Origin of the sequence: Brevundimonas sp. LM2 (genome assembly GCF_002002865.1) — a bacterium.
In the GTDB taxonomy this organism is placed as follows: domain Bacteria; phylum Pseudomonadota; class Alphaproteobacteria; order Caulobacterales; family Caulobacteraceae; genus Brevundimonas.
On sequence record NZ_CP019508.1, the window covers coordinates 648,890 to 672,452 of the forward strand.

General features: G+C 69.0%; 21 protein-coding genes and 1 tRNA gene. 11 read left to right on the top strand and 11 right to left on the bottom strand.

Features of this window, described 5'->3' with window-relative positions; all coding sequences use genetic code 11:
• Positions 1-55 precede the first annotated feature (55 nt).
• The gene (locus tag BZG35_RS03260) at positions 56-928 is read right to left on the bottom strand and encodes an alpha/beta hydrolase (RefSeq protein ID WP_077354339.1); all 873 of its coding nucleotides are present in this window, start codon (positions 926-928) and stop codon (positions 56-58) included.
• An 83-nt stretch (positions 929-1,011) separates the two neighbouring features.
• Positions 1,012-3,072: an AsmA family protein gene (locus BZG35_RS03265; RefSeq protein WP_077354340.1), complete on the bottom strand. Its 2,061-nt coding sequence runs from the start codon at positions 3,070-3,072 to the stop codon at positions 1,012-1,014.
• A 191-nt stretch (positions 3,073-3,263) separates the two neighbouring features.
• Between BZG35_RS03265 and BZG35_RS03270 the strand changes: the two genes are divergently transcribed.
• On the top strand, positions 3,264-3,572 hold the full coding sequence (locus BZG35_RS03270; RefSeq protein WP_077354341.1) for a hypothetical protein: 309 nt from the start codon (positions 3,264-3,266) through the stop codon (positions 3,570-3,572).
• A gap of 5 nt (positions 3,573-3,577) precedes the next feature.
• Here BZG35_RS03270 and ccmB read toward each other — a convergent pair whose 3' ends face one another.
• Together ccmB and ccmA are read right to left on the bottom strand one after the other, a co-directional pair.
• Complete coding sequence (ccmB, locus tag BZG35_RS03275) at positions 3,578-4,243, bottom strand: heme exporter protein CcmB (RefSeq protein ID WP_077354342.1); 666 nt, start codon at positions 4,241-4,243, stop codon at positions 3,578-3,580.
• Complete coding sequence (ccmA, locus tag BZG35_RS03280; protein ID WP_077354343.1) at positions 4,240-4,863, bottom strand: heme ABC exporter ATP-binding protein CcmA; 624 nt, start codon at positions 4,861-4,863, stop codon at positions 4,240-4,242. The genes ccmB and ccmA overlap by 4 nt, the downstream gene beginning before the upstream one ends.
• 197 nt (positions 4,864-5,060) lie before the next feature.
• Between ccmA and acnA the strand changes: the two genes are divergently transcribed.
• Positions 5,061-7,754, top strand: a complete 2,694-nt coding sequence (acnA, locus tag BZG35_RS03285) for an aconitate hydratase AcnA (protein WP_077354344.1) — start codon at positions 5,061-5,063, stop codon at positions 7,752-7,754.
• Between the two features lie 66 nt (positions 7,755-7,820).
• On the opposite strand, the gene BZG35_RS03290 is transcribed toward acnA, so the two are convergent.
• From BZG35_RS03290 to katG, 3 genes are all read right to left on the bottom strand, one after another.
• Positions 7,821-8,342 carry a hypothetical protein gene (locus BZG35_RS03290; protein WP_077354345.1) on the bottom strand — a complete coding sequence of 174 codons (522 nt, stop codon included), beginning with the start codon at positions 8,340-8,342 and terminating at the stop codon, positions 7,821-7,823.
• A gap of 77 nt (positions 8,343-8,419) precedes the next feature.
• A complete protein-coding gene (locus BZG35_RS03295) occupies positions 8,420-9,307 on the bottom strand; it encodes a hydrogen peroxide-inducible genes activator (RefSeq protein WP_077354346.1) in 888 nt (295 codons plus the stop codon).
• A 97-nt stretch (positions 9,308-9,404) separates the two neighbouring features.
• Positions 9,405-11,645 carry a catalase/peroxidase HPI gene (gene katG, locus BZG35_RS03300; protein ID WP_077354347.1) on the bottom strand — a complete coding sequence of 747 codons (2,241 nt, stop codon included), beginning with the start codon at positions 11,643-11,645 and terminating at the stop codon, positions 9,405-9,407.
• 244 nt (positions 11,646-11,889) lie between these two features.
• Between katG and BZG35_RS03305 the strand changes: the two genes are divergently transcribed.
• The gene (locus tag BZG35_RS03305; RefSeq protein WP_077354348.1) at positions 11,890-12,444 is read left to right on the top strand and encodes a peroxiredoxin; all 555 of its coding nucleotides are present in this window, start codon (positions 11,890-11,892) and stop codon (positions 12,442-12,444) included.
• Between the two features lie 83 nt (positions 12,445-12,527).
• Entirely contained in the window at positions 12,528-13,061 is a 534-nt protein-coding gene (locus BZG35_RS03310) for a carboxymuconolactone decarboxylase family protein (RefSeq protein WP_077354349.1), read from the top strand.
• Here BZG35_RS03310 and BZG35_RS03315 read toward each other — a convergent pair.
• Positions 13,058-13,921 (bottom strand): glutamate racemase, encoded by an 864-nt coding sequence (locus BZG35_RS03315; RefSeq protein WP_077354350.1) that lies wholly within the window; start codon positions 13,919-13,921, stop codon positions 13,058-13,060. The two genes, BZG35_RS03310 and BZG35_RS03315, sit on opposite strands and share 4 nt — an antisense overlap.
• Before the next feature lie 121 nt (positions 13,922-14,042).
• On the opposite strand from BZG35_RS03315, the gene BZG35_RS03320 reads away from it, so the two are divergent.
• Complete coding sequence (locus BZG35_RS03320; protein WP_077354351.1) at positions 14,043-16,199, top strand: M3 family metallopeptidase; 2,157 nt, start codon at positions 14,043-14,045, stop codon at positions 16,197-16,199.
• 24 nt (positions 16,200-16,223) lie between these two features.
• Here the strand turns inward: BZG35_RS03320 and BZG35_RS03325 are convergent, their stop codons facing one another.
• Positions 16,224-18,191, bottom strand: coding sequence for an ATP-binding protein (locus tag BZG35_RS03325; RefSeq protein ID WP_077354352.1), 1,968 nt, complete (start codon positions 18,189-18,191; stop codon positions 16,224-16,226).
• Positions 18,192-18,321: 130 nt separating this feature from the next.
• On the opposite strand from BZG35_RS03325, the gene BZG35_RS03330 reads away from it, so the two are divergent.
• The 5 genes from BZG35_RS03330 (at position 18,322) to BZG35_RS03350 (ending at position 21,929) form a co-directional block, all read left to right on the top strand.
• Positions 18,322-19,569, top strand: a complete 1,248-nt coding sequence (locus tag BZG35_RS03330; RefSeq protein ID WP_077354353.1) for a DNA recombination protein RmuC — start codon at positions 18,322-18,324, stop codon at positions 19,567-19,569.
• A 78-nt stretch (positions 19,570-19,647) separates the two neighbouring features.
• Positions 19,648-20,103 carry a hypothetical protein gene (locus tag BZG35_RS03335; protein ID WP_077354354.1) on the top strand — a complete coding sequence of 152 codons (456 nt, stop codon included), beginning with the start codon at positions 19,648-19,650 and terminating at the stop codon, positions 20,101-20,103.
• 4 nt (positions 20,104-20,107) lie between these two features.
• Entirely contained in the window at positions 20,108-20,311 is a 204-nt protein-coding gene (locus tag BZG35_RS03340; protein WP_077354355.1) for a helix-turn-helix transcriptional regulator, read from the top strand.
• Entirely contained in the window at positions 20,308-20,889 is a 582-nt protein-coding gene (locus BZG35_RS03345; RefSeq protein WP_077354356.1) for a hypothetical protein, read from the top strand. Before BZG35_RS03340 ends, BZG35_RS03345 begins: the two co-directional genes overlap by 4 nt.
• Positions 20,890-20,939: 50 nt before the next feature.
• On the top strand, positions 20,940-21,929 hold the full coding sequence (locus tag BZG35_RS03350; protein ID WP_077354357.1) for a TraB/GumN family protein: 990 nt from the start codon (positions 20,940-20,942) through the stop codon (positions 21,927-21,929).
• 36 nt (positions 21,930-21,965) lie between these two features.
• Here the strand turns inward: BZG35_RS03350 and BZG35_RS17505 are convergent, their stop codons facing one another.
• Positions 21,966-22,373: a hypothetical protein gene (locus BZG35_RS17505; protein ID WP_150125910.1), complete on the bottom strand. Its 408-nt coding sequence runs from the start codon at positions 22,371-22,373 to the stop codon at positions 21,966-21,968.
• 155 nt (positions 22,374-22,528) lie between these two features.
• A tRNA-Gly gene (locus BZG35_RS03360) sits at positions 22,529-22,602 on the bottom strand.
• A gap of 104 nt (positions 22,603-22,706) precedes the next feature.
• Here BZG35_RS03360 and BZG35_RS03365 point away from each other — a divergent pair.
• Complete coding sequence (locus BZG35_RS03365; protein ID WP_077354359.1) at positions 22,707-23,537, top strand: general secretion pathway protein GspK; 831 nt, start codon at positions 22,707-22,709, stop codon at positions 23,535-23,537.
• Positions 23,538-23,563 lie beyond the last annotated feature (26 nt).

Sequence of the window (23,563 nt, forward strand, 5' to 3'; positions counted from 1 at the left end):
TCATGACCTCCTCTAGCGAAACAACGTGACCTTGGCGAGACGGCGCCGTCTGGGGCTATCCCAGGACGCGGTGGAAGAAGCCGCTGACGTCGGCCAGCACCGGGGCCTTCTTGCGGAACAGGGGGGCGAAGGTGGCGATCAGGTCCTCGTGGCTCAGCCCGGGATACAGATTCAGCTCGGACCGCCCGCCCAGTTCGCGCATCTTCGCGTCCAGCAGGATGGAGTCCTCGTCGTGCACGGTGACGTCCGCCGTGCCGTGGCCCAGCCATAGCGGCGGGGCGTCGGCGCGGGCATAGGTCAGGGGCTGGGTCTCGCGCGGCTCGGGCCACTGGCCGAAGGCGTTGACCGAGGCGGGGACGTCGAACGGCAGGAACTCATACGGCCCGGCCAGTCCGGCGGCGGCCTTGATCCGGTCCGGCTGGCCCACGGCGGCCATGTAGCGGCGGTCAAGCGTGATCATCATGGCCAGATGCGCCCCGGCGGAGTGGTCGAGCACCCCCAGGCGAGCTGGATCGCCGCCATAGGCTCCCACGACCTCGGCGACACGGGCCGTCGCGGCGGCGGCGTCCTCGACGAAGGTCGGGAAATGCACTTCCGGCACCAGCCGATAGTCGGGCACGGCGACCACGAACCCCTGGGCGGCCAGGGCCTGGGCCGCCCAGCCATAGAGATCCTTGGAGCCGGAATCCCAGCCCCCGCCATAGAAGAAGACCAGCACCGGCAGCGGCGTAGCGGGCGTCGCCCCGGCCGGGGCGAAGACGTCGAACGTCTGGCGCGCCTCGGAGCCATAGGGCAGGTCGCGGGCCACGCGCCGGACGCCGGGGTCGCGCGGAGCCACGGCATTGAGCACGCCCAGCGGGCTGCAGGCGGCCGCCGTCGCGGCGACGATCGCGCCGAGCGCGGGGAGGAGGAGGCCTCTGCGGGTCATGACGTCTCGGTCTGCGGTCCTGGATGCGGACGACAGATACGCACGACCGGCCGGATCGGCTCAACCGCCGACCTGCGACCAATTCAGCGAGCGTTGGCGATCAGCGACCCGCAGTTGGCGTCCTCGGCCAGGCCGGGATCGACGAAGGCGAACAGGGCGGCGGCCGGGGCCACGATGGCGGCCAGCACGGCCGTCAGTCCGCCCTGACCGAGGATCTGGCTGGTGTCGACCCCCACGCGCGGCGCGGTCAGCGGGCCGCTGACCAGGATCGGCGTCCACAGGCGCAGCAGGCGCGGGCGCTTGCTCTCCCCGTCGATCCGCAGGTCCATGGTCTCGGTGCCCAGGTTGATCGAGCCGGTGCCGCTGGCCAGCACGACGTCGGTGTCGACCACCAGGGTCTTGGCCCGCGCGACCCCATTCGTGACGTCGAAATCGGCCACGCCGCAGCGGATGGTGCTCTGGGAATCGTCGCCCCGTAGCAGTTTCAGCAGGCCGGCGCTGGCGTTGATGCCCAGCAGTTCGGCGAAGGCGGCGCGCATCCGCCCCTGGGGCACGACCAGGCTGAGCGAGCCCTTGGAGGCGGCGGCGAAGCGGTGGATCGAATTTCCGGACCCCTCCAGCCGCGCGCGCCCCAGGGCGGCTCCGCTGACCGGGGCGACCCCGTTCCGGGCCGGGATGATGGATTCGAGTGGGTATCCGGCCAGGCGGAAGTCGATCTTGTTGTACGGCACGTCTCGGGTCGCATCGATCGTGGCCGTGCCGGTCAGGCTGCCGCGGTTGAAGGTGAAGGCGACGGGATCGAGGTTCAGCACCCCGTCCTTCAGATCGCCGCCCAGCCGCACCGCGCGGATGTCCATCTCATTGGCCTTCACGCTGGCGGCGCGATAGGTGATCGTTCCGTCCATCGACCGCAGGCGCTCGACCTGCAGGGTGGCGTCCGGCAACAGCTTGCCCACCGTGTCGCCGGTGCTGACCGTCGTCGTGTTGGTGCCGGCCGCATTGGTCTGGGTGCGGCCGCCGAAGATGGCCGTCAGGTCGTCGATGTCGAGCCGTTTCGAGCTCAGGGTCGCATCGACCTTCAGCCGCCCGCCGCCCTGGACGCGGATGTCGCCTTCGAGGTCGGAGGCCCCGACCCGACCGCTGAAGTCGTTGAAGGTCCAGATGTTGTCGTCCCGTGTCAGCGCCCCCGCCAGCCGATAGGCGGGGGTATTGGGCAGGGTGACGCCCGTCAGCAGATAGAGGTCGTTCAGGTTCTGCCCCTGCAGGCTAAGGGTCGAGGTGAACTGGCCCAGATCGAACGGCCGGGTGATCGCGCCATCGGCGACCAGGCGAGAGCCGGCTCCGGCCAGGGTGGCCTGGAACTGATACGGCCGGTTGCGGCGGATGTTGATGAAGGGCCCGCCCTCGATCTTCAGCGTCAGGGGCGAGCCGTTGATCGAGCCCTCGCCTTCCAGCACGAAGCCGCTCTGGCCGTCGGCGTCCGACGCGGCCTCCTGGGCGGTGACGGCGGCTTCCAGGGTCAGATCGCGGTTCTGCTCGTCCACCGACAACCGGCCGTCGGTGATGACCAGCCGGTTGATCAGCGGCAGTTTCGCGCCTTCGCCGTCATCCGGCTTGTCCGGTTCCAGATCCCAGCTCTGACGGCCGTCCTCGGTGGCGATCAGCACGACGTTCGGACGCGTGATCGACAGCAGGGGCATCTCGATCTGGCCGGCGAACAGCTTGCGCAGACGGAACTGCGCCTCGATCCGCTCGACGTTGGCCGTGTCTTCCTCGCGTGCCCAGTCCGGCCCGCCGAACTTCAAACCGTTGACGATGACCGCCGGGGTCCAGCTGAACAGCTTGACGTCGAGATCGCCCTGCAGCGCGATCTCCCGGTCGTACTTCTCCGAAGCCCAGCGCCCGATCGGGCCGCGCAGCCAGTTCCAGTCGAACAGCAGCAGGAAGATCGTGATCGCCAGGATCAGCAGCAGCACCACCGAGGCGGCGATCTTCTCCGAACGCCCGGGGCGTCGGAACGACTGATAGACCGGATCGTGCTCGGCCACCCAGTCGTGCCAGCCGCGCAGGCGGGCCCCGGCGGGGGCGAGGCCCCGGGTGCGAACGCCCTCCCAGAGGGTCGGCAAATTCAGTGGCTTGGTCAAATGAGGCGCTCCTCGAGCGACCACAACGCGCGAGCGCCTGTTTGGGGCCACGCGCCGGTTGCCGGCCCACGCCCGTCTGCGCTGTTTCGTCCGCACTGCGCGCAGTTGTCGTATTTTCTTTACATAGCCGAAAACGAGCGCATTAATGCTCCGAACCCTGACACTTTTCAGGTCATCGGGAGGAGCCCGCCATGAATCGTTTCGCTATCCTGTCCGCCGTCGCCGCCATTGCCGCCTCGGCTTCCGTCCCCGCCTTCGCGCAATCGCCTGCGCCTACCCCAGCCCCGGAGCGCGCTCAGCGCGTGGTCATGCTGTGCGCCACCGACGCCGCGACCCGCGCCTCCTTCCAGCGTGATTTCGGCACCCGTCCGGTCTTCGTCAGCGCCGACGACGCCCTGCGCGCCCGGACCGCGCGCGAGACCTGGACCGCGCCGCGTTGCATGACGGAACGCGAGCACGCCCGTCTGACGCAGACGCTGAGCGCCTACGCCGCGCGCTAGGTCGACTATCCCTGGGCGCTGCGGATCGCCGCGGCGCCCGCCGGGGGGGCGATGACCATGGCGAACAGGACATAGGCGGTCAGCAGGGCGAGGGCCGCCATCGGGCTGAGCCCCGCCGCCGCCCGGTCCAGCGCGCCGGATCCGAACACCACCGGCGGGATGAACAGCGGCAGGACGACCACCGCGATCAGCAGGCCGCCCCGCCTGGCCCCCAGGGCCAGGGCCGCGCCCAACGCCCCGGTGAAGGCGAACCCCAGCCCGCCGATCAGGGCCGCAACAGCCGTCAATGGGGCCAGTTCGATCGACTGGCCCAGGGCCAGGGCCGCCACCGGGGCCGTCAGGGCCAGGGGCAGGCCGGTCGCCAGCCACTGGCTGACCGCCTTGACCGCGAACACCACCTCCAGCGGCAGGGGGCCGGTCGCCAGCAGATCCAGCGCCCCGTCGTCCAGGTCGCGCTCGAACAACCGCTCCAGCGACAGCAGGGAGGCCAGGGCCAGGGCCAGCCAGGCGATCCCCGCCGCCACCGGTTTCAGCACCGCCGGATCGCCGCCGGCCGCCAGGGGCACCACGGTGGTCAGACAGGCGAAGAAGCCGCAGGCCAGCAGCGGCCCGCCGCCCCCGCCCCAGGCCAGGGCCAGTTCGCGCCGGAACAGGACCGAGACCGCGCTCATGGTCTCGCCCCCAGGTCGAAGCCGCGCGCGGGGATCGGCAGGGGATCGTGCACCGCCGCCAGGATCAGCCCGCCCCCCGCCAGATGCCGGGCCATCATCGCCCCCACGGCCGCGCGCCAGCCGGCGTCCAGCGGGCTCAGCGGCTCGTCCAGCAGCCACAGGGCGCGGGGCGATCCAATCAGCCGGGCCAGGGCCAAACGGCGTCTCTGACCGGCCGACAGCTTGCGCACCTCCAGGTCCAGCAGGGGTTTCAGCCTCAACGTCTCGATCGCTTCGGCGATGCCGTCGTGGCTGCGCCCCAGCCATTGCGACTGGAACATCAGCTCGTTGCGCGCGATCCGCCCGCTTTTCAGCCCGTCCAGATGGCCGAGCATATGCACCTGATGCGCCCGGGCCTCGCCCGCCTCGATCGTCTCGCCGTCCATCCCGCCGAAGCGGATGTCGCCCGCCTCGGGGCGCAGGAAGCCGGCGATGGCGCGCAGCAGACTGGTCTTGCCCGCGCCGTTGGGGCCCGTCAGGGCGACGGCCTCTCCGCCGGCCAGGGACAGATCCAGGGCGCGGAACAGGGTCCGCTCGCCCCGCGTCAGGGCCAGGTCGGAGATCGTCAGCGCCGTGATCATGTCGCCGGCTCGTTGCGACCCGTTCTCAATGTCCCTACGGCCACCGTGGATACATGGACGCGCCCGCAGACGGCGTTTATAGCCAGCGTCGCCGCAGCAGGCTGTCGCCGCGCGCGTTGGGGACCTGTGCGCCCCAGCGTTTGCCGCGAGACGGCGCGACCGGATGTTCGGGCGGCTTTGACCAGAGGAAAACTCCCATGCCGTCAGTCGACAGCCTTTCCACCCGCCGGGACCTGGCGGTCGGACGCAAGAAATACGCCTATTACAGCCTTCCGGCCGCGCAGGAAGCCGGTCTCGACGGGATCGACCGTCTGCCGCGCTCGATGAAGGTGCTGCTGGAGAACCTGCTGCGCAACGAGGACGGCGTCTCGGTCACCGAGGCCGACCTGAAGGCCATTGCCGCCTGGATCGAGAACAAGGGCGCGGTCGAGCACGAGATCGCCTTCCGCCCCGCCCGCGTCCTGATGCAGGACTTCACCGGCGTGCCCGCCGTGGTCGATCTGGCCGCCATGCGCGACGCCATGGCCAAGCTCGGCGCCGACGCCGCCAAGATCAACCCGCTGGTGCCGGTCGATCTGGTCATCGACCACTCGGTCATGGTCGACAATTTCGGCACGCCGCAGGCCTTCGGCCAGAACGTCGAGCGCGAATACGAGCGCAACATCGAGCGCTACAAGTTTCTGCGCTGGGGCTCGTCGGCCTTCAACAATTTCCGCGTCGTGCCCCCCGGGACCGGCATCTGCCACCAGGTGAACCTTGAGAACCTGGCCCAGACCGTCTGGACCCTGGCCGAGGGCAAGGCGACCGTCGCCTATCCCGACACCGTGGTCGGCACCGACAGCCACACCACCATGATCAACGGCCTGGCCGTTCTGGGCTGGGGCGTGGGCGGCATCGAGGCCGAGGCGGCCATGCTGGGCCAGCCGATCCCGATGCTGATCCCCGAGGTCGTCGGCTTCAAACTGACCGGCCGTCTGCCGGAGGGCACCACCGCCACCGACCTGGTGCTGACCGTTACCCAGATGCTTCGCAAGAAGGGCGTGGTCGGCAAGTTCGTCGAATTCTTCGGCGACGCCCTGCCGAACATGACGATCGAGGACCAGGCCACCATCGCCAACATGGCCCCTGAATACGGCGCCACCTGCGGCTTCTTCCCCGTCTCGGCCGCGACCATCGGCTATCTGACCGCCACGGGCCGCGACAAGGCGCGCGTCGCCCTGGTCGAGGCCTATGCCAAGGCCCAGGGCCTGTGGATCGACGAGACCTCGGAAGACCCGGTCTTCTCCGACGTATTGGAACTGGACCTGTCCACGGTCGTCCCATCGCTGGCCGGCCCCAAACGGCCCCAGGACAAGGTCGCCCTGGACGTCGCCGCGCCCTCGTTCGAAACGGCGCTGGGCGAAGTGTTCAGCCGCCCGATCGACGCCCCGCGCATGCCGGTCGCCGGTGAGACGTTCGACCTCGGCGACGGCGACGTGGTGATCGCCGCCATCACTTCCTGCACCAACACCTCCAACCCGTCGGTCCTGATCGCCGCCGGTCTGGTGGCCCAGAAGGCCAACAAACTGGGTCTGAAGACCAAGCCCTGGGTCAAGACCTCGCTGGCTCCCGGCTCGCAGGTCGTCACCGACTATCTGACCGCCGCCGGCCTGCAGAAGGAGCTGGACGCGCTCGGCTTCAACCTGGTCGGCTACGGCTGCACCACCTGCATCGGCAACTCGGGCCCGCTGGATCCGGCCATCTCGGCCACGATCAATGAGAACGGCCTGGTCGCCACCAGCGTCCTGTCCGGCAACCGCAATTTCGAAGGCCGGGTGAACCCCGACGTCCAGGCCAACTACCTGGCCTCGCCGCCCCTGGTCGTGGCCTATGCCCTGGCCGGATCGATGCGGATCGACATCACCACCCAGCCCCTCGGTCAGGACAAGAAGGGCAACGACGTCTTCCTGAAGGACATCTGGCCGACCTCGGCCGAGATCGCCTCCATCCAGAAGAAGTCGGTTACCCCGGCCATGTTCGCCAAACGCTATGCCGACGTCTTCAAGGGCGACGAGCACTGGCAGGCCATCGCGCTTGAAGGCGGCCAGACCTACGCCTGGGACGAGACCTCGACCTACGTCGCCAACCCGCCGTATTTCGAGGGCCTGTCGATGGAGCCGACCCCGGTCACCGACATCGTCGAGGGCCGCGTCCTGGCCATCTTCGGCGACTCCATCACGACCGACCACATCTCTCCGGCCGGTTCGATCAAGACGACCTCGCCCGCCGGCCAGTACCTGACCGGCCGCGGCGTGGAGTCGGCGGAGTTCAACTCGTACGGGGCTCGCCGGGGCCACCACGAGGTGATGATGCGCGGCACCTTCGCCAACATCCGCATCCGCAACAAGATCACGCCCGACATCGAGGGCGGCGTGACCAAGCATTTTCCGTCGCAGGACACGATGTCGATCTACGACGCGGCCATGCGCTACCAGTCGGAGGGGCGGCCGCTGGTCGTCTTCGCCGGCAAGGAATACGGGACAGGCTCGTCGCGCGACTGGGCGGCCAAGGGCACGCGCCTGCTGGGCGTCCGCGCCGTCATCGCCGAGAGCTACGAGCGGATCCACCGTTCCAACCTGGTCGGGATGGGCGTGGTGCCGTTGCAGTTCAAGGCGGACGGCTGGTCCAAGCTGGGCCTGACCGGCGAGGAGATCGTCACCATTCGTGGCCTGTCCGACGTCAACGTCGGCAAGCTGCGCCCGCGTCAGGACCTGTGGGTCGAGCTTTTCCGTCCGTCGGACGGCAAGATGGCCCGTTTCCCGGTCCGCTGCCGCATCGATAACCAGACCGAACTCGACTACTTCAAGGCCGGCGGCGTCATGCCCTACGTGCTGCGTAACCTGGCCGGCTAAGGCCCGTCACCGAGACCGTTGAAGGCCCGGCCGCGAGCGCGCGCCGGGCCTTTTTCGTTCATGGCCTCAGCCGGCGGTGGCGTTGTGCGGGCCGGGTCGCCGGGGATTGCGGCTGAAGGCGGCGTCGCACAGGGCCCGCCCGAAGGCCTCCGAGGCGATCATCTGCCGGTCGCCCAGCACCCCGGCCAGCCGACCGCCCGCGTCGACCCGGACGACCAGCGGATAGCGTCCCAGGATCTCGTTCCGGCGGGGATCCAGCAGTTCGGCCACGGCCCGGATCTCGTGCTCGCCTTCGCCGGTCAGGGCCATCTGGACGCGTCCCGCCCGGCGGACCTCCTCGACATGGATGCGCAGGTCGAGGGGATAGGTGCCATAGGCGCAGGCCTGCATCTCCTCATCGACCTCGTCGGCGAAGGTGGCGGCGAAATCGTCGGTGACGTCCACCCATCCGGTCGAGACATGCACGGTCCCGACGGAGGCGGTCTCGGCCAGACCCGGCGGCAGCGCCAGCGGGGCTCCGCCCTGGGTCACGGGCGCGCACGCGGCGCACAGCAGCAGGGCGGCGGTCAGGAGGGCAGGGGTCTTCATCGCGGCTTCCGAAAATACGGTGTTCTCCGGGTTGATGCCGCGTCTTCCGCTCCAGGCCTAATGTCTTTTCGGCAATGTCAGTCCAGCCGCATCGCCTCGGCCAGCAGCCGCGCCTCGGCCGCCCGGCTGGATCCGGCGCGCCAAGCGACGACGATCTCGCGCTTCGGGGCCTCGGCGGCGAAATGGCGGATGACCACGCCCTTGTCGTCGGCCAGACCCGCCCGCACCGCCATCGCGGGCAGGAACGACACCCCCAGGCCCGACGAGATCATCTGCACCAGGGTGTGCAGGGAGGTGGCGGCGAAGACGTCCTCCCCGCGCGGGGCTTCCATGTCCAGACCGGCGAGCGCCTGATCGCGAAGGCAATGGCCGTCCTCGAGCAGGATCAGGTCCTCGGTCTTCAGGGCTCCGGGCTGGATGTCGCCGACCGCGGCCAGGGGGTGGCCGGCCGGCGCGGCCGCCAGGATCTCGTCGTCGCCGATGTGGGCGTGTTCGATGCCCGACGCGTCGAAGGGCAGGGCGATCACGGCGCAGTCCAGCTGGCCCGCCTTCAGCGCGGCGATCAGGCGCGGCGTCAGGTCCTCGCGGATGAACAGGCGCAGGGCCGGATAGGCCGCCTTCAGCCCCGGCAGGGTCGCGGGCAGCAGGAAGGGCGCGACGGTCGGAATGATGCCCAGTCTCAGTCGGCCCGACAGGGGCCGTCCGGCATTGCGCGCCGCCTCGACCAGATCCTCGGTGCGGGCCAGGACGTCCTCGGCGCGACGACAGGCCTCGGCCCCGACCGCCGTCAGCTGAACGGCGCCCCGGGTGCGCTCCACCACGGGGGCCCCCAGCACCTTCTCCAGTTCCTGGACCCCGGCGGACAGGGCCGGCTGGCTGACCAGCGCCGCCTCGGCCGCGCGGCTGAAGGATCCATGCTCGGCCAGCAGGGTCAGATAATGCAGTTGGCGAAGCGTGGGGAGCATGGGGTAAGCATAGGCTCTGGCTTGGTACGAAGCAAAGCCGATCAATCACGCTTATGAAAACCCCGCCCCGGCGATGCCGGGGCGGGGCTTCAAGGCGTCAGGCCGCCAGTTTCTCGGCCCGGATCCGCGCCGACTTCAGGTCGTAGCGGTCGTTCTCCATCACCTGGACCCAGGCCTTGACGAAGTCCTTGACGAACTTCTCGCCCGCGTCGGCCGAGGCGTAGATCTCGGCCAGGGCGCGCAGTTGGGAGTTGGCCCCGAACACCAGGTCGGTGCGCGTCGCCGTCCACAGGGTCTCGTGCGTCTCGCGGTCCGTCCCGACGAAGGTCTCGTCGGAATGGTCGTCGACCTGTTTCCACGCGGTCTTCATGTCCATCAGGTTGACAAAGAAGTCGTTGGTCAGCTGACCCGGACGATCGGTCAGCACGCCTTCCTTGGAGTCGTTGTGGTTGATCCCCAGGACGCGCAGGCCGCCGACCAGGACCGTCATCTGCGGGGCGGTCAGGCCCAGCAGGTGCGAGCGGTCGATCAGCAGCTCCTCGGTCGGCACGTTGAACCGCACCTGCAGATAGTTGCGGAAGCCGTCGGCGCGCGGTTCCAGCACCTTGAAGCTGTCGGCGTCGGTCTGCTCTTCCAGGGCGTCGGTCCGGCCGGAGGTGAAGGGCACGACGATGTCGTGGCCGGCCGCCCGGGCCGCCTGTTCGATCCCGACGGAACCGCCCAGGACGATCAGGTCGGCGATCGAGACGTCCAGGCCCGAGGACGCCTTGATGTCCTCATAGACGGCCAGGACGCGCGACAGTTTGGCGGGCTCGTTGACCGCCCAGCTGCGCTGCGGCTCGAACCGGATCCGGGCGCCGTTGGCCCCGCCGCGGTGATCTGACGCGCGGTAGGTGGCGGCGGAGGCCCAGGCGGTGCGCACCAGATCGGCGATCGACAGGTCGGAGGCGGCGATCCGGTCCTTCAGCGCGCTGACGTCGGCGTCGCTGAGCTGGCCGGTGGAGGCCGGGATCGGGTCCTGCCAGATCAGGTCCTCGGCCGGGACCTCGGGGCCGAGGTAGCGGATCTTCGGCCCCATGTCGCGGTGGCACAGCTTGAACCAGGCGCGGGCGAACTGGTCGCCGAAATAGGCCGGATCGGCGCGGAAGGCCTCCATGATCTTGCGGTAGTCCGGGTCGACCTTGAAGGCCATGTCGGCCGTGGTCATCATGGTCGGCACGCGCTTGCCCGGCGTATGGGCGGCCGGGGCCAGGGTCTCTGGCGGATTGCCGACGGGCTGCCACTGCTTGGCCCCGGCGGGGCTGCGGACCAGTTCGTACTCGTGGTCCAGCAGCATGTCGAAATAGGTCATGTCCCAGGTGATCGGCGTCGGCGTCCATGCGCCCTCGATGCCCGAGGTGATCGTATGGTCGCCCATGCCGCTCTCGTGACCCGAGACCCAACCGAGGCCTTGCTGGGCGATGTCGGCACCTTCCGGCGAGATGCCGACCTTGGACGCGTCACCGTTGCCGTGGGCCTTGCCGAAGGTATGGCCGCCGGCGGTCAGGGCCGCGGTCTCGACGTCGTTCATGCCCATGCGTTCGAAGGTCAGGCGGATGTCCTGCGCCGACTGCAGCGCCTCGGGCACGCCGTTGCGGCCCTCCGGATTGACGTAGATCAGCCCCATCTGGATGGCGGCCAGGGATTCCTCCAGCACCATGTCCTTGTCGGGCTGGTGGCGGGTCTCATTGCCCTCCTCGCCGACCCACTTCTCCTCGGTGCCCCAATAGACGTCCTTCTCGGGCTCCCAGACGTCGGCGCGACCGCCGCCGAAGCCGAAGACGGGTCCGCCCATCGATTCGATGCCGACGTTGCCGGCCAGGATCATCAGGTCGGCCCAGGACAGCTTGGAACCGTATTTCTGCTTGATCGGCCACAGCAGGCGGCGGGCCTTATCGAGGTTGCCGTTGTCCGGCCAGGAATTGAGCGGGGCGAACCGCTGCTGGCCCGCGCCGCCGCCGCCACGCCCGTCGGCCGTGCGATAGGTGCCGGCCGAGTGCCAGGCCATGCGTATGAAGAAGGGGCCGTAATGACCATAGTCCGCTGGCCACCAGGGCTGGCTGTCGGTCATCAGGGCGGTGAGGTCGCGCTTCAGCCCCTCGTAGTCGATCGACTGGAAGGCTTCCGCATAGTCGAACTCGTCGCCCCACGGATCGCCGGTCTTGCCCTGCTGGTGCAGGATGTCGACCGCGAGGTGGTTGGGCCACCAGTCGCGGTTGGTGCGTCCGAGCAGGGCGCGCCTCGCGGCGGGCTCCTTCTTCGGATTGTGCAGAGGGGTGGGTGCGCTTTCGCCGTCCATGATGGCCTCCTGGGTTGCGTTGGCTCCACCGTAAGCCGCTTGCCCACCCCAAAGCCAATCGATAAAAGTTCTCTGCTCGATAGGTTGAGGCTATGGCAGTATCATAAACGGAATCTATCGTCAGTGCGGCGCCGTAGCGCTTTGACTTCTGCTGTGTGATGGCGCAAGGACCGCCCGATCGCGTCTCCCCATGCGATCATCATCAGACAAAACGGCCCTCGCGGCCTACCGAAGGGATACATCCATGCTCGGCGTCGGCGAACACCTGCCCCAATTCAAAGTCATCGGCGTCAAGCCGGGCTTCAACAGCCACGAAGAAAACGGCGTCTCGGCCTTCGAGACCGTCACGAACGACTCGTTCGAAGGCAAGTGGAAGGTCATCTTCTTCTATCCGAAGGACTTCACCTTCGTCTGCCCGACCGAGATTGCCGAGTTCGCCTCGCTGGCGCGCGATTTCGAAGACCGCGACACGGTCGTTCTCGGCGGCTCGACGGACAACGAGTTCGTCAAACTGGCCTGGCGCCGCGATCACGCCGACCTCAGCAAGCTGCCGATCTGGCAGTTCGCCGACAACGGCGGCAAGCTGGCCCGCGCCCTGGGCGTGCTCGACGAGGCTGAAGGCGTCGCCCTGCGCGCCACCTTCGTCGTGGATCCGCACAACGTGATCCAGCACGTCTACGTCACCAACCTGAACGTCGGCCGCGCCCCGGCCGACACCCTGCGGGTCGTCGACGCGCTGCAGACCGACGAACTGTGCGCCTGCAACCGCCCGGTGGGCGGCGAGACGCTGGCCGCCTAGGCCAGCCGAACTCGGCACACTCAAGCAAGGGCGGCGGCGATCTCGCCGCCGCCCTTTTCTTCACCCGCATCCAAGGATTTTCCATGTCGATCGATTCTCTGCGCGACCTGATGCCCGCCTATGCCAAGGACATCTCGCTCAACCTGTCGTCGCTGGCCTCCGAAGCCGTGCTGAACGACCAGCAGAAATGGGGATGTTTCCTCGCCTCCGCCCATGCCGTGGGCGTGGCCCCCGTCGTCCGCGCCATCGAGGCGGCCGCCGCCGAGAAGCTGTCGCCCGAGGCCCTGACGGCCGCCAAGGCCGCCGCCGCCATCATGGGCATGAACAACATCTACTATCGTTCGCTGCACCTGATGAAGAACCACGAATACACCACCCTGCCGGCGCGGCTGCGGATGAACATCCTGGCCAATCCGGGCGTGGAGAAGATGGATTTCGAGCTGTGGTCCACGGCCGTCAGCGCCATCAACGGCTGCGGGGCCTGCCTCGACGCCCACGAGGGTGAGCTGCGCAAGCACGGCGTTCCGGCCGCCCAGATCCAGACCGCCCTGCGCATCGGCGCCGTCGTCCACGCGGCCAGCCGCATCGTGGCCTCGGAGACCGCGCTCGCGGGTTAAGCCGCCTCGAAGGCGAGCGGCGCGCCCCAGAACTGGCTGACCATGTCCGACTGCGGGCCGGTCTTGCCGGTCGTCAGGAAGGCGCGCCGCCCGCTGTCGCCCAGCGCATATTCCGGATGGCGGGCGAAATAGCGGTCCAGGGCGTCGGCCACGGCGCTGGGCTGATGGATCAGGGTCGTCCCCTCCGGCAGGGCGGCCGCGAACAGGTCGGCGACGATCTCATAGTGGGTACAGCCCAGGATGGCCGTGTCCGGGTGGCGGCCGATCCGGCGACGCAGGGCGTCGACGTGGTCGGCGATCACGACCCGCAGTTCTTCGGTCGGCGCGCCCAGTTCGATCAGGCCCGCCAGGCCGGGGCAGGGCTCGGAGAAGACCGCCAGGTCCTGACGGCGCTTGTCGATCTCGATCTCATAGACCCGGCTGATGGCCGTGGCGGCGGTGCAGAAGACACCGGTGATATCGATGGCCTCGACCTTGTCGCCGCCGAACCGTTCGTCGCGTTCGGCCTCATAGGTCCAGGGCAGGCCGGTCGCCGCCTCGATCGTCGGCACGATGATGCCCAGCACATTGACCGGACGTCCGTGGCGCGCGCTCGCCTCCGGCACCCAGGTCTGCTGCAGCCGCCGCAGGGCGACCGCGGACGCCGTGTTGCAGGCCAGGACGATGACGCTGGCCCCGGCCTCGAACAGCCGCTCGCAGCCGTTGCGGGTGATGTCGACGATCTCCTCGCCGCTCTTGGAGCCGATCGGGGCATGGGCCTGATCCGCCAGATAGACGAAATCCCGCTGCGGGAAGCGCCGGGTCAGTTCCCGGTGCACCGTCAGGCCACCCACGCCGCTGTCGAACACGCCTATCGCCATGCAGCGGCCTGTAGCCGCAGCGTGTGCTTTCGTCCAACGTGATTCCGGTCTGTCCCGTGACGTTCGCGCGAAATCCCTCTAACATATTGAAAGAACGTTGATTTATGTATGGATTACGCAGATGCACAGACGCCAGCTCCTCGTGGGAGGCGCAAGCCTGATGGCTCTTACGGGATGCGCGACGGCCGCCATGGACACCGCCGGTGCCAGCGCCGTCAGTGAAGCGGAGACGGCGCGCGCCGTGCTGGCGGCCCAGGCCCCGCGCGCCGCACTGCTCCAGCCCTGGACGGGCCCCTTCGACGGCACGCCGCCGTGGGAGAAGGTGACCCCGGCCGCCCTGCGCGAAGCGATCGTCGAGGGTATCGATCTCCAGCGCGCCGATATCGCCGCCATCGCCGACAACCCCGAACCGGCGACCTTCGCCAATACGATCGTGGCCTTGGAGCTGGCCGGCGAGCCGCTGGACCGGGCGACCAACCTGTATGGCGTGATGACCTCGAACATCGGCGGCGCGGCGTGGGACGCGCTGGACACCGAGGTGTCGCCCCTGCTGTCGGCAGCGTCGGACGAGATCACCTTCAACGACGCCCTGTTCCAGCGGATCAAGGCGGTGGCCGACAACCCCGCCGGCCTGAACGCTGAACAGCAGCGCCTGGCCGAACGCCGCCGCGACGCCTTCGTCCGATCGGGCGCCAATCTGGACGCGGCCGGCAAGGCCGAGCTGGGGCGCATCAACACCGCGCTGTCGGCCGCCTTCACCCGCTTCGGCCAGAAGGTCGTGGCCGACGAGAACGCCTGGACCGTGGTCCCGACCGAGGCCGGGGTCGCCGGTCTGCCGGCGTCCGACAAGGCGGCCGCCGCCTCCGCCGCGCGGGCCAAGTCCGTCTCCGGCTGGGTGATCATGAACACGCGCTCCAGCGTGGACCCCTTCCTGACCTTCGCCGACGACCGGGCCATGCGCGAGCAGGTCTGGAAAAAGTTCGTCAACCGGGGCGACAATGGCGACGCCAACGACACCAATGCGACGATCGCCGAGATCGTGCGTCTGCGTCAGCAGCGGGCCCGGCTGCTCGGCTACGGCAACCATGCCGAATGGCGGATGCAGGACACTATGGCCAAGACCCCGGCGGCCGCCCAGTCGCTGATGGACCGGGTCTGGGCCCCGGCCAAGGCGCGGGTCGCCGAGGAGGTCGCCGACATGCGCGCGATCGCCGGCTTCGACATCGAGCCGTGGGACTATCTGTATTTCGCCGAGAAGGTGCGGAAGGCGAAATACGATCTCGATCAGAACCAGCTGAAGCCCTATTTCGAGCTGGACGCGGTGCGCGCCGGCTCCTTCCACATGGCCGAGCGGCTGTACGGCTTCACCTTCACCAAACAGCCGACCGGGACGGTCTCGGTCTTCGAGCCGGACGTCGCCACCTATGAGGTCCGCGACAAGGCCTCGGGCCGTCTGATCGGCCTGTACTACACCGACGACTATGCCCGTCCGGGCAAGCGTTCGGGGGCCTGGATGACGACCTACCGGTCGTTCTCGAAGCTGGACGGGTCAAAGGTCATCCTGGCGTCGAACAACAACAACTTCACCAAGCCCGAGCCCGGCCAGCCGGTGCTGCTCTCGCTCGACGACGCCGAGACCCTGTTCCACGAATTCGGCCACGCCCTGCACTATCTGAGCTCGACCGTGACCTATCCGTCGTACGGCAACACGCCGCGCGACTTCGTCGAATATCCGTCCCAGGTGCACGAGCACTGGGTGCTCAGCCGCCCGATCCTGGACGGCTATCTGAAGCATTACGAGACGGGCGAAGCCATGCCCCAGGCCCTGGTCGACAAGATCCAGGCGGCGGCGACCTTCAACCAGGGCTATGTCACGGTCAGCTATCTGTCCTCGGCCATCGTCGACATGGACCTGCACACCCAGGCCACGCCGCCGACCGACATCGACGCCTTCGAGAAGGCCTCGCTGGACCGCATCGGCATGCCTCGGGAGATCGTGATGCGGCACCGTCTGCCGCAGTTCAACCACCTGTTCACGTCCGATGCCTATTCGGCCGGCTACTACAGCTACCTGTGGTCCGAGACGATGGACGCCGACACCTGGGCCTATTTCGAGGAGTCGGGCGACGTGTTCGATCCGGACATCGCCGCGCGCTTCAAGTCGATCATCCTGGCCCCCGGCAATACGACGGACAGGGGCGAGTCCTATCGCCGTTTCCGGGGCCGCGACGTCGATGTGACGGCCCTGCTGAAGGTCCGGGGCTTCCCCGTCGGCTGATCCCAACGCGCGCCGTCGCGGCCGTCAGGCCGCGGCGGTCGCCGCTTCCGGTCGGACATGGGCCGAGATCGCGGCCACCAGTTCCCGGGGATCGATGGGCTTGCCGACGTGGGCCTGCATGCCCGCGGCGCGGCACTGATGGACCTGGTCCGGCAGGACATTGGCGCTGAGGGCGACGATCGGCGTGTGGCAGCGCGGGGCGTCGAGGGCCCGGATGGCGCGCGCCGCCGCGGGCCCGTCCATGACCGGCATCTGCATGTCCATCAACACCAGGTCGTAGTCGCCCGTCGACACGGCCTCCACCGCTTCCGACCCGTCCGTCACCATATGCAGCGCGATGTCGAAGGGGGACAGCAGGGCCTGGATCAGGGCGCGATTGGCCGGATTGTCCTCGGCCAGCAGCAGGCGGAAATGGCCTTGCGGCATCTCAAGGTCCGGCGCCCTGGCCGTCTCGGCCAGCGGACCGGCCGGGTCCAGGGGAACGCGGAAGCTGAACGTCGATCCGCACCCCAGCTCGCTCCGGGCGGAGATCTCGCCGCCCATCATCTCCAGCAGGCGGCGTGAGATCGCCAGACCCAGCCCGGTGCCGCCATGGCGGCGCGACACCGAGCCGTCGGCCTGGGTGAAGCGCTCGAACACCCGCTCGATCTGATCGGCGGCCAGGCCGACGCCCGTGTCCGATACCTGGCCCACCAGCACCGTACGGCCGGCCGGACAGACCTCGGTGCGCAGCGCGACCACCACGGAGCCGCTGTCGGTGAACTTGATGCCATTCGAAACGAGGTTCAGCAGCACCTGGCGCAGCCGCGACGCATCGCCCATCAGCCGGACGTCTTCGGTGGCCTCCAGCGTCAGGCGCAGACCCTTTTCCGTCGCCTGATCCCGCAACAACGCGATCACGCCGCTCGCCAGACCCTCGGTCGAGAAGGGGGCGAGGTCCAGGGCCATGGCCCCGGCTTCCAGCTTGGAGAAGTCCAGGATGTCGTTGACCACGGTCAGCAGGGTCTCGCCAGCGCTGCGGATCAGATCCAGATAGGCGCGATCCTTGTCCGGCAGCGTCCCGTTCTGGCCGACCAGCGCGGCGAAGCCGACGATGCTCGTCAGAGGCGTCCGCAGCTCATGGCTCATGTTGGCGAGGAATTCGCTTTTGGCCCGGGCGGCCGCCTCCGCCGCGAAACGGGCGGCGTGCAGCTCGGCCTCCACCGTCTTGCGCGCCGTGATGTCGCGCACGACGTCGACCACTTCCGCCAGTTCTCCGGCACCGTTGAAGACCAGTCTGGGATTGGCTTCGAGCCAGACCTCGTGGCCGTCCTTGTGAATGCCGCGATATTCGTAGCCGGTCGCGGAGACGGCCTCGCCGCGCGCGATCCGCTCGTGCAGCAGGCCGCGGATCCGCTCCAGGTCCTCTGGCACGACGAACTCGCCGGGCATGCGGCCGATCATCTCCCGGGGCGCATAGCCGAGGACGGTCCGGGACGCCGGCGACACATAGGTCAGGCCCACGCCGGTCTGGTGTCGGACCACCATGTCGGAGGTGTGGCCCGCGACGAAGCTGAAGGCCCGCTCCGTCTCGAACAGCACGCTGTCCTCCAGATGATCGGTCACATCCAGGACCATGCCGACCAGCCAGATCTCGCCCTTGGCGTCGGGGCGCTGGCGCCGACCCCAGGTCAGGTGGTGGCGAACCTCACCCGAGGGATGCACCGCGCGGTAGCGCAGCGTCACCGGGGCGTCCGACGCGAACAGGGTCATGAAGCCCCGCGCCGCCAGATTGGCGTCGTCCGGGTGATAGAGGCGATACAGCTCGGCGATCGTCGGCACCCCGGCCTCGCGCGGCCGGCCGAACAGATCGTACATCCGCGGCGACCACCAGGCCGTCTCGGTGTCCCGCACGCGCCACCAGCCCGCCCCGGAGCTGTGCAGAGCGGCCATGGCGATGGCCGTGCTATCCGGATCTTGAGGCGAGGCGACAGGCAGTGTGGCGGTGTTCATGGCGGCGAAGCTTAGCCGTCAACCGTTCAGGACCGGTGAATTTCTCGCCCCCTTTCGACCGGCCTCCGCACGACGCATCGACTCGCCGGGCAGGCTTTCCGAGGCCCGCGACTCCGGCTAGGAACGGAGCATGAACACGCTGTCCATCGTCCTTCTGGTGATCGTCGCCGTCCTCGCGGGGGGCTTCGTATGGGCCTTTCTCGGCTGGCAGGCGGCCAAGGGGCTGGTGGCCCTGGCGCACGACAAGATGGCCCTGATCGAGGACAGCCGCGTCACCATGGGCGAATTCCTGAAGGTTCAGGCCGCCCAGTCGGCCCAGGTCGTCGCCGACCAGATGGTGTCGCGCGCCACCGAGACCTTCCAGGCCCAGGACCGCGCCGCCCGGCTGCGCATGGAGGCGCAGCTGAAGCCGGTCGCCGACACCCTGGTCAAGTTCGAGGCCCAGGTCGCGGCGCTCGAGAAGGCCCGGGCCGAGGAGACGGGCAGTCTGAAGGAGCAGCTGTCGGCCCTGATGATCGCCTCCACCGCCACCCGCGACGAGGCCAAGCGCCTGACCGAGGTGCTGCGCGGCAACACCGGCCGGCGCGGACGCTGGGGCGAGCAGACCTGCCGCAACGTGCTGGAGGCGGCCGGCATGGCGGGCCGGTTCGACTTCGACGAACAGTCGTCCAGCGCCAATGACGAGGGCCGCCAGATGCGGCCGGACTTCATCGTCAAGATGCCCGGCGGGGGGATGTTCGTGATCGACGCCAAGGTGCCGCTGGCCTTCCCCGACGAGGCCGACGGCGATGACGAGGCCCAGCGCAAGGCCGCCGCCCTGCGCACCCTCGCCAGCATGCGGACCCATATCCGCCAGCTGTCGGCCAAGGCCTACCAGGAGCAATTCCAGCCCAGTCCGGACTTCGTCGCCATGTTCGTGCCCAGCGACGCCTTTTTGTCGTCCGCCCTGGACCACGATCCTGATCTAATGAGCCAGGCGATGATGTCCGGCGTGGTCCTTGTCACCCCCTCGACCCTGTTCGCCATGTGCAAGGCGGTCGCCTATGGCTGGCGGGCCGAAGAGCAGACGCAGAACGCCCGAAAGGTCGCCGAGCTGGGCAAGGAGCTCTACAAGCGGCTGTCGGTAATGGGCGGCCATGCCGTGAAGCTGGGTGAATCGCTCGGGGCGGCGGTCGGGCGCTACAACCAGTTCGTCGGCTCGCTGGAGAGCCAGGTCATGGTCTCGGCCCGGCGATTCGAAGACCTGCATGTTGATCACGAGGGCAAGGATCTCCCGCTGATCTCGCCCGTGGAGCCGGCGCTGCGGACCATCACCCGCGCCGACCTGGCCGCCGATCCGGGCGCGGCGGTCCTGACGGACCGGCGCGGCTCCTCCTGACGGAGGTGGACAAGGTCGCTTGACATCCAGCCCGCCAGCCTAGTAAAGCCTCCTTGTCTTCGAGCGGAGGAAATTGTCGTGGATCGCAAGCTTCTGGGCCTGCTTCGCTGGTCGGCGATCGGGCTGACCGCGGTCGCTGCGGCGGTGGTCATCGGCGCATTCGCGGCTGGTTATTTCGCGTCCCGGGGAGCGATCTCGCGCGATCAGGCGGTGCTGGCAGTGGTCGTGCCGTTCGCCGTCGTGATCATGATCGGTGCCTTCGGGATCGGCCTCGTCTGGTTCCGCCACATCGACGAGGCCGCGCGCGAGGCGCACAAGGCCGCCTGGTACTGGGGCGGGACCGCCGGAATGGCGGTCGGTGGGGTCGGGTTGATCGTGGCGGCCACGCCCGGCATCGCCGTGCCGGTGGTCTCGGTGCTTCCCGACCGGACCGACCCCGCCGCCTATGCCATCACCGGCGCCTTCGGGATGCTGCTGCTGATGATGCTCGGCTACACCATCGTTTGGGCGGCGTGGTGGCTAAGGCGGCGGTAGGGTCATGAACAATCGTCTCAAGGTGCTGCGCGCCGAGCGGAGCTGGAGCCAGGCGGACCTCGCCGCGGCCCTCGGCGTCTCGCGCCAGACCGTCAACGCCCTGGAGACCGGTCGCTACGATCCGTCCCTGCCGCTCGCCTTCAAGATCGCTCGCGTTTTCGAACAACCCATCGAGTCCATCTTTTCCGACGAAGGAGCCTCCGCATGACGTCCCGGTCTGATCCTTCCCTCCCGTCCATCGCGGTCAAGCTTCTGGGTGGGCTGGCGCTCGCGGCGGTCGGCGCCGTCACCGGCTACAGCCTGGTGGACGTGCTCGAGGGCCGGTCGTGGAGCGACAGCCTGGCCGTGGTCATGGCCGTGGCCCTGATCGCCGTCGGCGTCCTCAGCGCCATCACCCTGGTGCTCCGGCCCTCGACCGTCCCGCGCGGATGCGGCCTGCTTCAGGTCGTGGTCCTGATGCTGGCCGGACTGCTGTTTCTGGCCCCGATGTATGCCCCGGCCTCTGTTTCGCCGGACGTCGTCTTCGCCGGCATCGTCGTGATCCTGGGGATCCAGACCGTCGCCAATCTGATGCTGTGGCGCGCGGCCGACGAGATGCTGCGTCGGGTGATGGCCGATACCAGCGTCATCGCCTTCTGGGTCCTGCAGACCGCCCTGTTCCTCTATGCCGCCGCCGAACGCCTGGGCCTGGTGGCCACGATCAGCGGCTGGGGTCTGATCGGCATCCTGATGGCGGTCTACCTGGTCGCCTCGATCGCGGCCTCGGCGCGGCGCGGCATCCACTGACGCCTTCGATCGCCCTCCCCACTCTTCCCTCGCTTCGAAAGGAAATCGCCATGACCTTCCTGTCTCGCCTCAAATCCTCCACCGCGCGGATCGCCCAGCGGACGGCCGGCACGGCGCTCGGCCTCGGCCTCGCCGCCAGCCTGCTGATCTCGCCCGACATGGCCTTCGCCCAGGCGGCCGCGGCCCCCGCCGCCCCGGCCCCCGTGACCGCGCCGCGCGCCGTCGTCCCGGCCCAGGGCCAGGGCCCGGCCCTGTGGGTCGTGCGCGACGCCGACTCCACCCTCTATCTGTTCGGCACCGTCCATGCGCTGCGCCCGGAGACGGCTTGGGGGTCGGCCAAGGTCGACGCGGCCTTCGACGGCGCCGAGCGCGTCGTGCTCGAGATTTTGAACCCGGACGACCAGGCCGCGATCCAGCCCCTGATTCAGCAATACGGCCTCTCCCCCGATCGGCCCCTGTCCAGCCTGCTGACCCCCGAGGAGCTGACGCGCCTCGACGCGGCGGCCCAGACGATCGGCGCGCGCGCGGCCCAGCTGGACCCGCTCCGGCCCTGGCTGGTGGCCCTGTCGCTGTCCGTCGCCCCCCTGTTGAAGGCCGGCTACGATCCCAAGTCGGGCGTCGAGCTGATTTTGAAGGCGCGGGCCGAGGCGGCGGGCAAGCCGGTCACGGGCTTCGAGACGATCGACAGACAGGTCTCCATCCTCGCCGGCCTGTCCGAGGAGACCCAGCTCGACTTCCTGCGCGCGACGTTGGAGGAGGTCGAGGATGCCACGGCCGAGCTCGACGCCTTGGTCGAGGCCTGGGCGAGCGGCGACGTCGCCAGTATCGAACGCCTGGGCGTCGACGAGATGCGCACGGAGTCCGAAGAGATCTATCAGGCTTTGCTAGTCCGCCGGAACGTCGACTGGGCCCAGCAGATCGAGACCCTGCTGGCGGGCTCGGGCACAGTCTTCATCGCGGTCGGCAGCGCCCACCTGGCGGGCGAGGACAGCGTCCAGGCCCTGCTCGAGCGGCGCGGGGTGTCGGTCTCGCGCGAGTAGGCCCGATCCGGCCGGGTCCCCGGGGGGACCCGCGCCTCAGGGGCGGACGCGATTGGGCAGGCCGGCGACCGCGTCTTCGGGCACCATGCGTGTGATCGTCGCTCGACACGTCCGCGCGATGACCGATGCGCTGGCGACCTCCAGGGTGACCCTGTCGCCGACGCAGAGACTGCCACCCTCGGGCCCGAGGGCGCGGACCCTGATCTCGGTATCCGGTCCGCCCTGGACACAGGCGTCGTCGGCGGCGACTTCCAGCGTCTGGCCCGTCCGAACGCGCAGATAGACAGGGGCGGTGCCCGCGCGCGAGATCACGAAGGCGCTGTCGCCGGCGAAACATCTCCGGCTGTCGGTCGGCATCGCAGCCTGCCCCGGCGTCGGCGCGGGGGCCGGCGCGCACCCCGCGACGGCGATCAGAACGCAGAACGGTAGGATCATTCGCAGCATGTCGTCCTCGTGCGTCCCGTCGGCAGGCGTGCGCTGTCCCCCTCATGGAGACCCGGCCGGCCCGGACGCACAATGCACGACTTCGTCATCCGGGGGCGAAGGGCCCGCCTGCGGCCGTCTGCGGAGAGCGCCCCCGGGCACCGAAGCTGGGAAGATGGAGCGGGCGGCGGGAATCGAACCCGCACGAAAAGCTTGGGAAGCTTTCAGGCTACCACTACATCACGCCCGCGGAAGCCGGGGCAAACTAGCGGATTGCGCCGTGGGCTCAAGCCGAAAGACGGGCTTGCCGCCGATGGGCGTCGGGGCTAGTCCGCCTCGCAGGAGACGATCCCGATGGCGCGCCGGTCCGACCGCGAAGGCATGATCCTGCTGAACGTGCTGCTGGTCGTGGCCATGGCCAGTGTGACCGTGCTGATCATGGTCGCGGGCCAGGACCTCGAGATCCAGCGCAGCACCCGTCTGCGCGACGTGGCCCAGGCCGGGGCCTATGCCCGCGCCGGCGAACTGTCGGCCATCACCAGCCTGCGTCGGGACGGTATCGTGGCGGCGGGGACCGACAACCTGACCGAGCCCTGGGCGGCCCTGTCCCAGACCTCGGTCGCCGTCCCGAGCGGCCGCTTCGCCCTGGCCATCGAGGACGAACAGGCCCGGTTCAATCTGAATGCCATGGTGGGCGGGGAGGCGGGCCCCATCGATCTGTTCCAGCGGATCGGCGCGGCCGCCGGCGTCGCTCCCGAAAGCCTGATCCGGATCGCCACGGTGGTGCGGGTGGCCGGGCCGCTGTCGGACGACCGGCTCCTGCTCGCCGCCGGGATCACGCCGGACGAACTGGCGCGGCTGTCCCCCTTCGTGGTGATCCTGCCGTCGGCGGCGCGGCTGAACCTCAACACGGTGGGCGAGTCGCTGCTGGCCCTGGTGCTGAACGATCCCGAGTCCGCCCGCGCCCTGATCGCCCGCCGGGCGCAGGTGGGATACCTGACCCAGGCCGATCTGGCGGCGGCGGGCGCCCCGCCCGCGGCCACCGGCTTCACCTCCGACCATTTCCGCACCACCACCTCCGTCACGGTCGGGGCCGTGGACCAGGTGGTGACCAGCCGCCTGACCCGCACGCGCGGCGCCGGTCGGGTGGACGTCGTGGTGACGGGGCGACAGTCCGGCGTTTGACGCGATCTGAGGCGCTCAGAGCACAC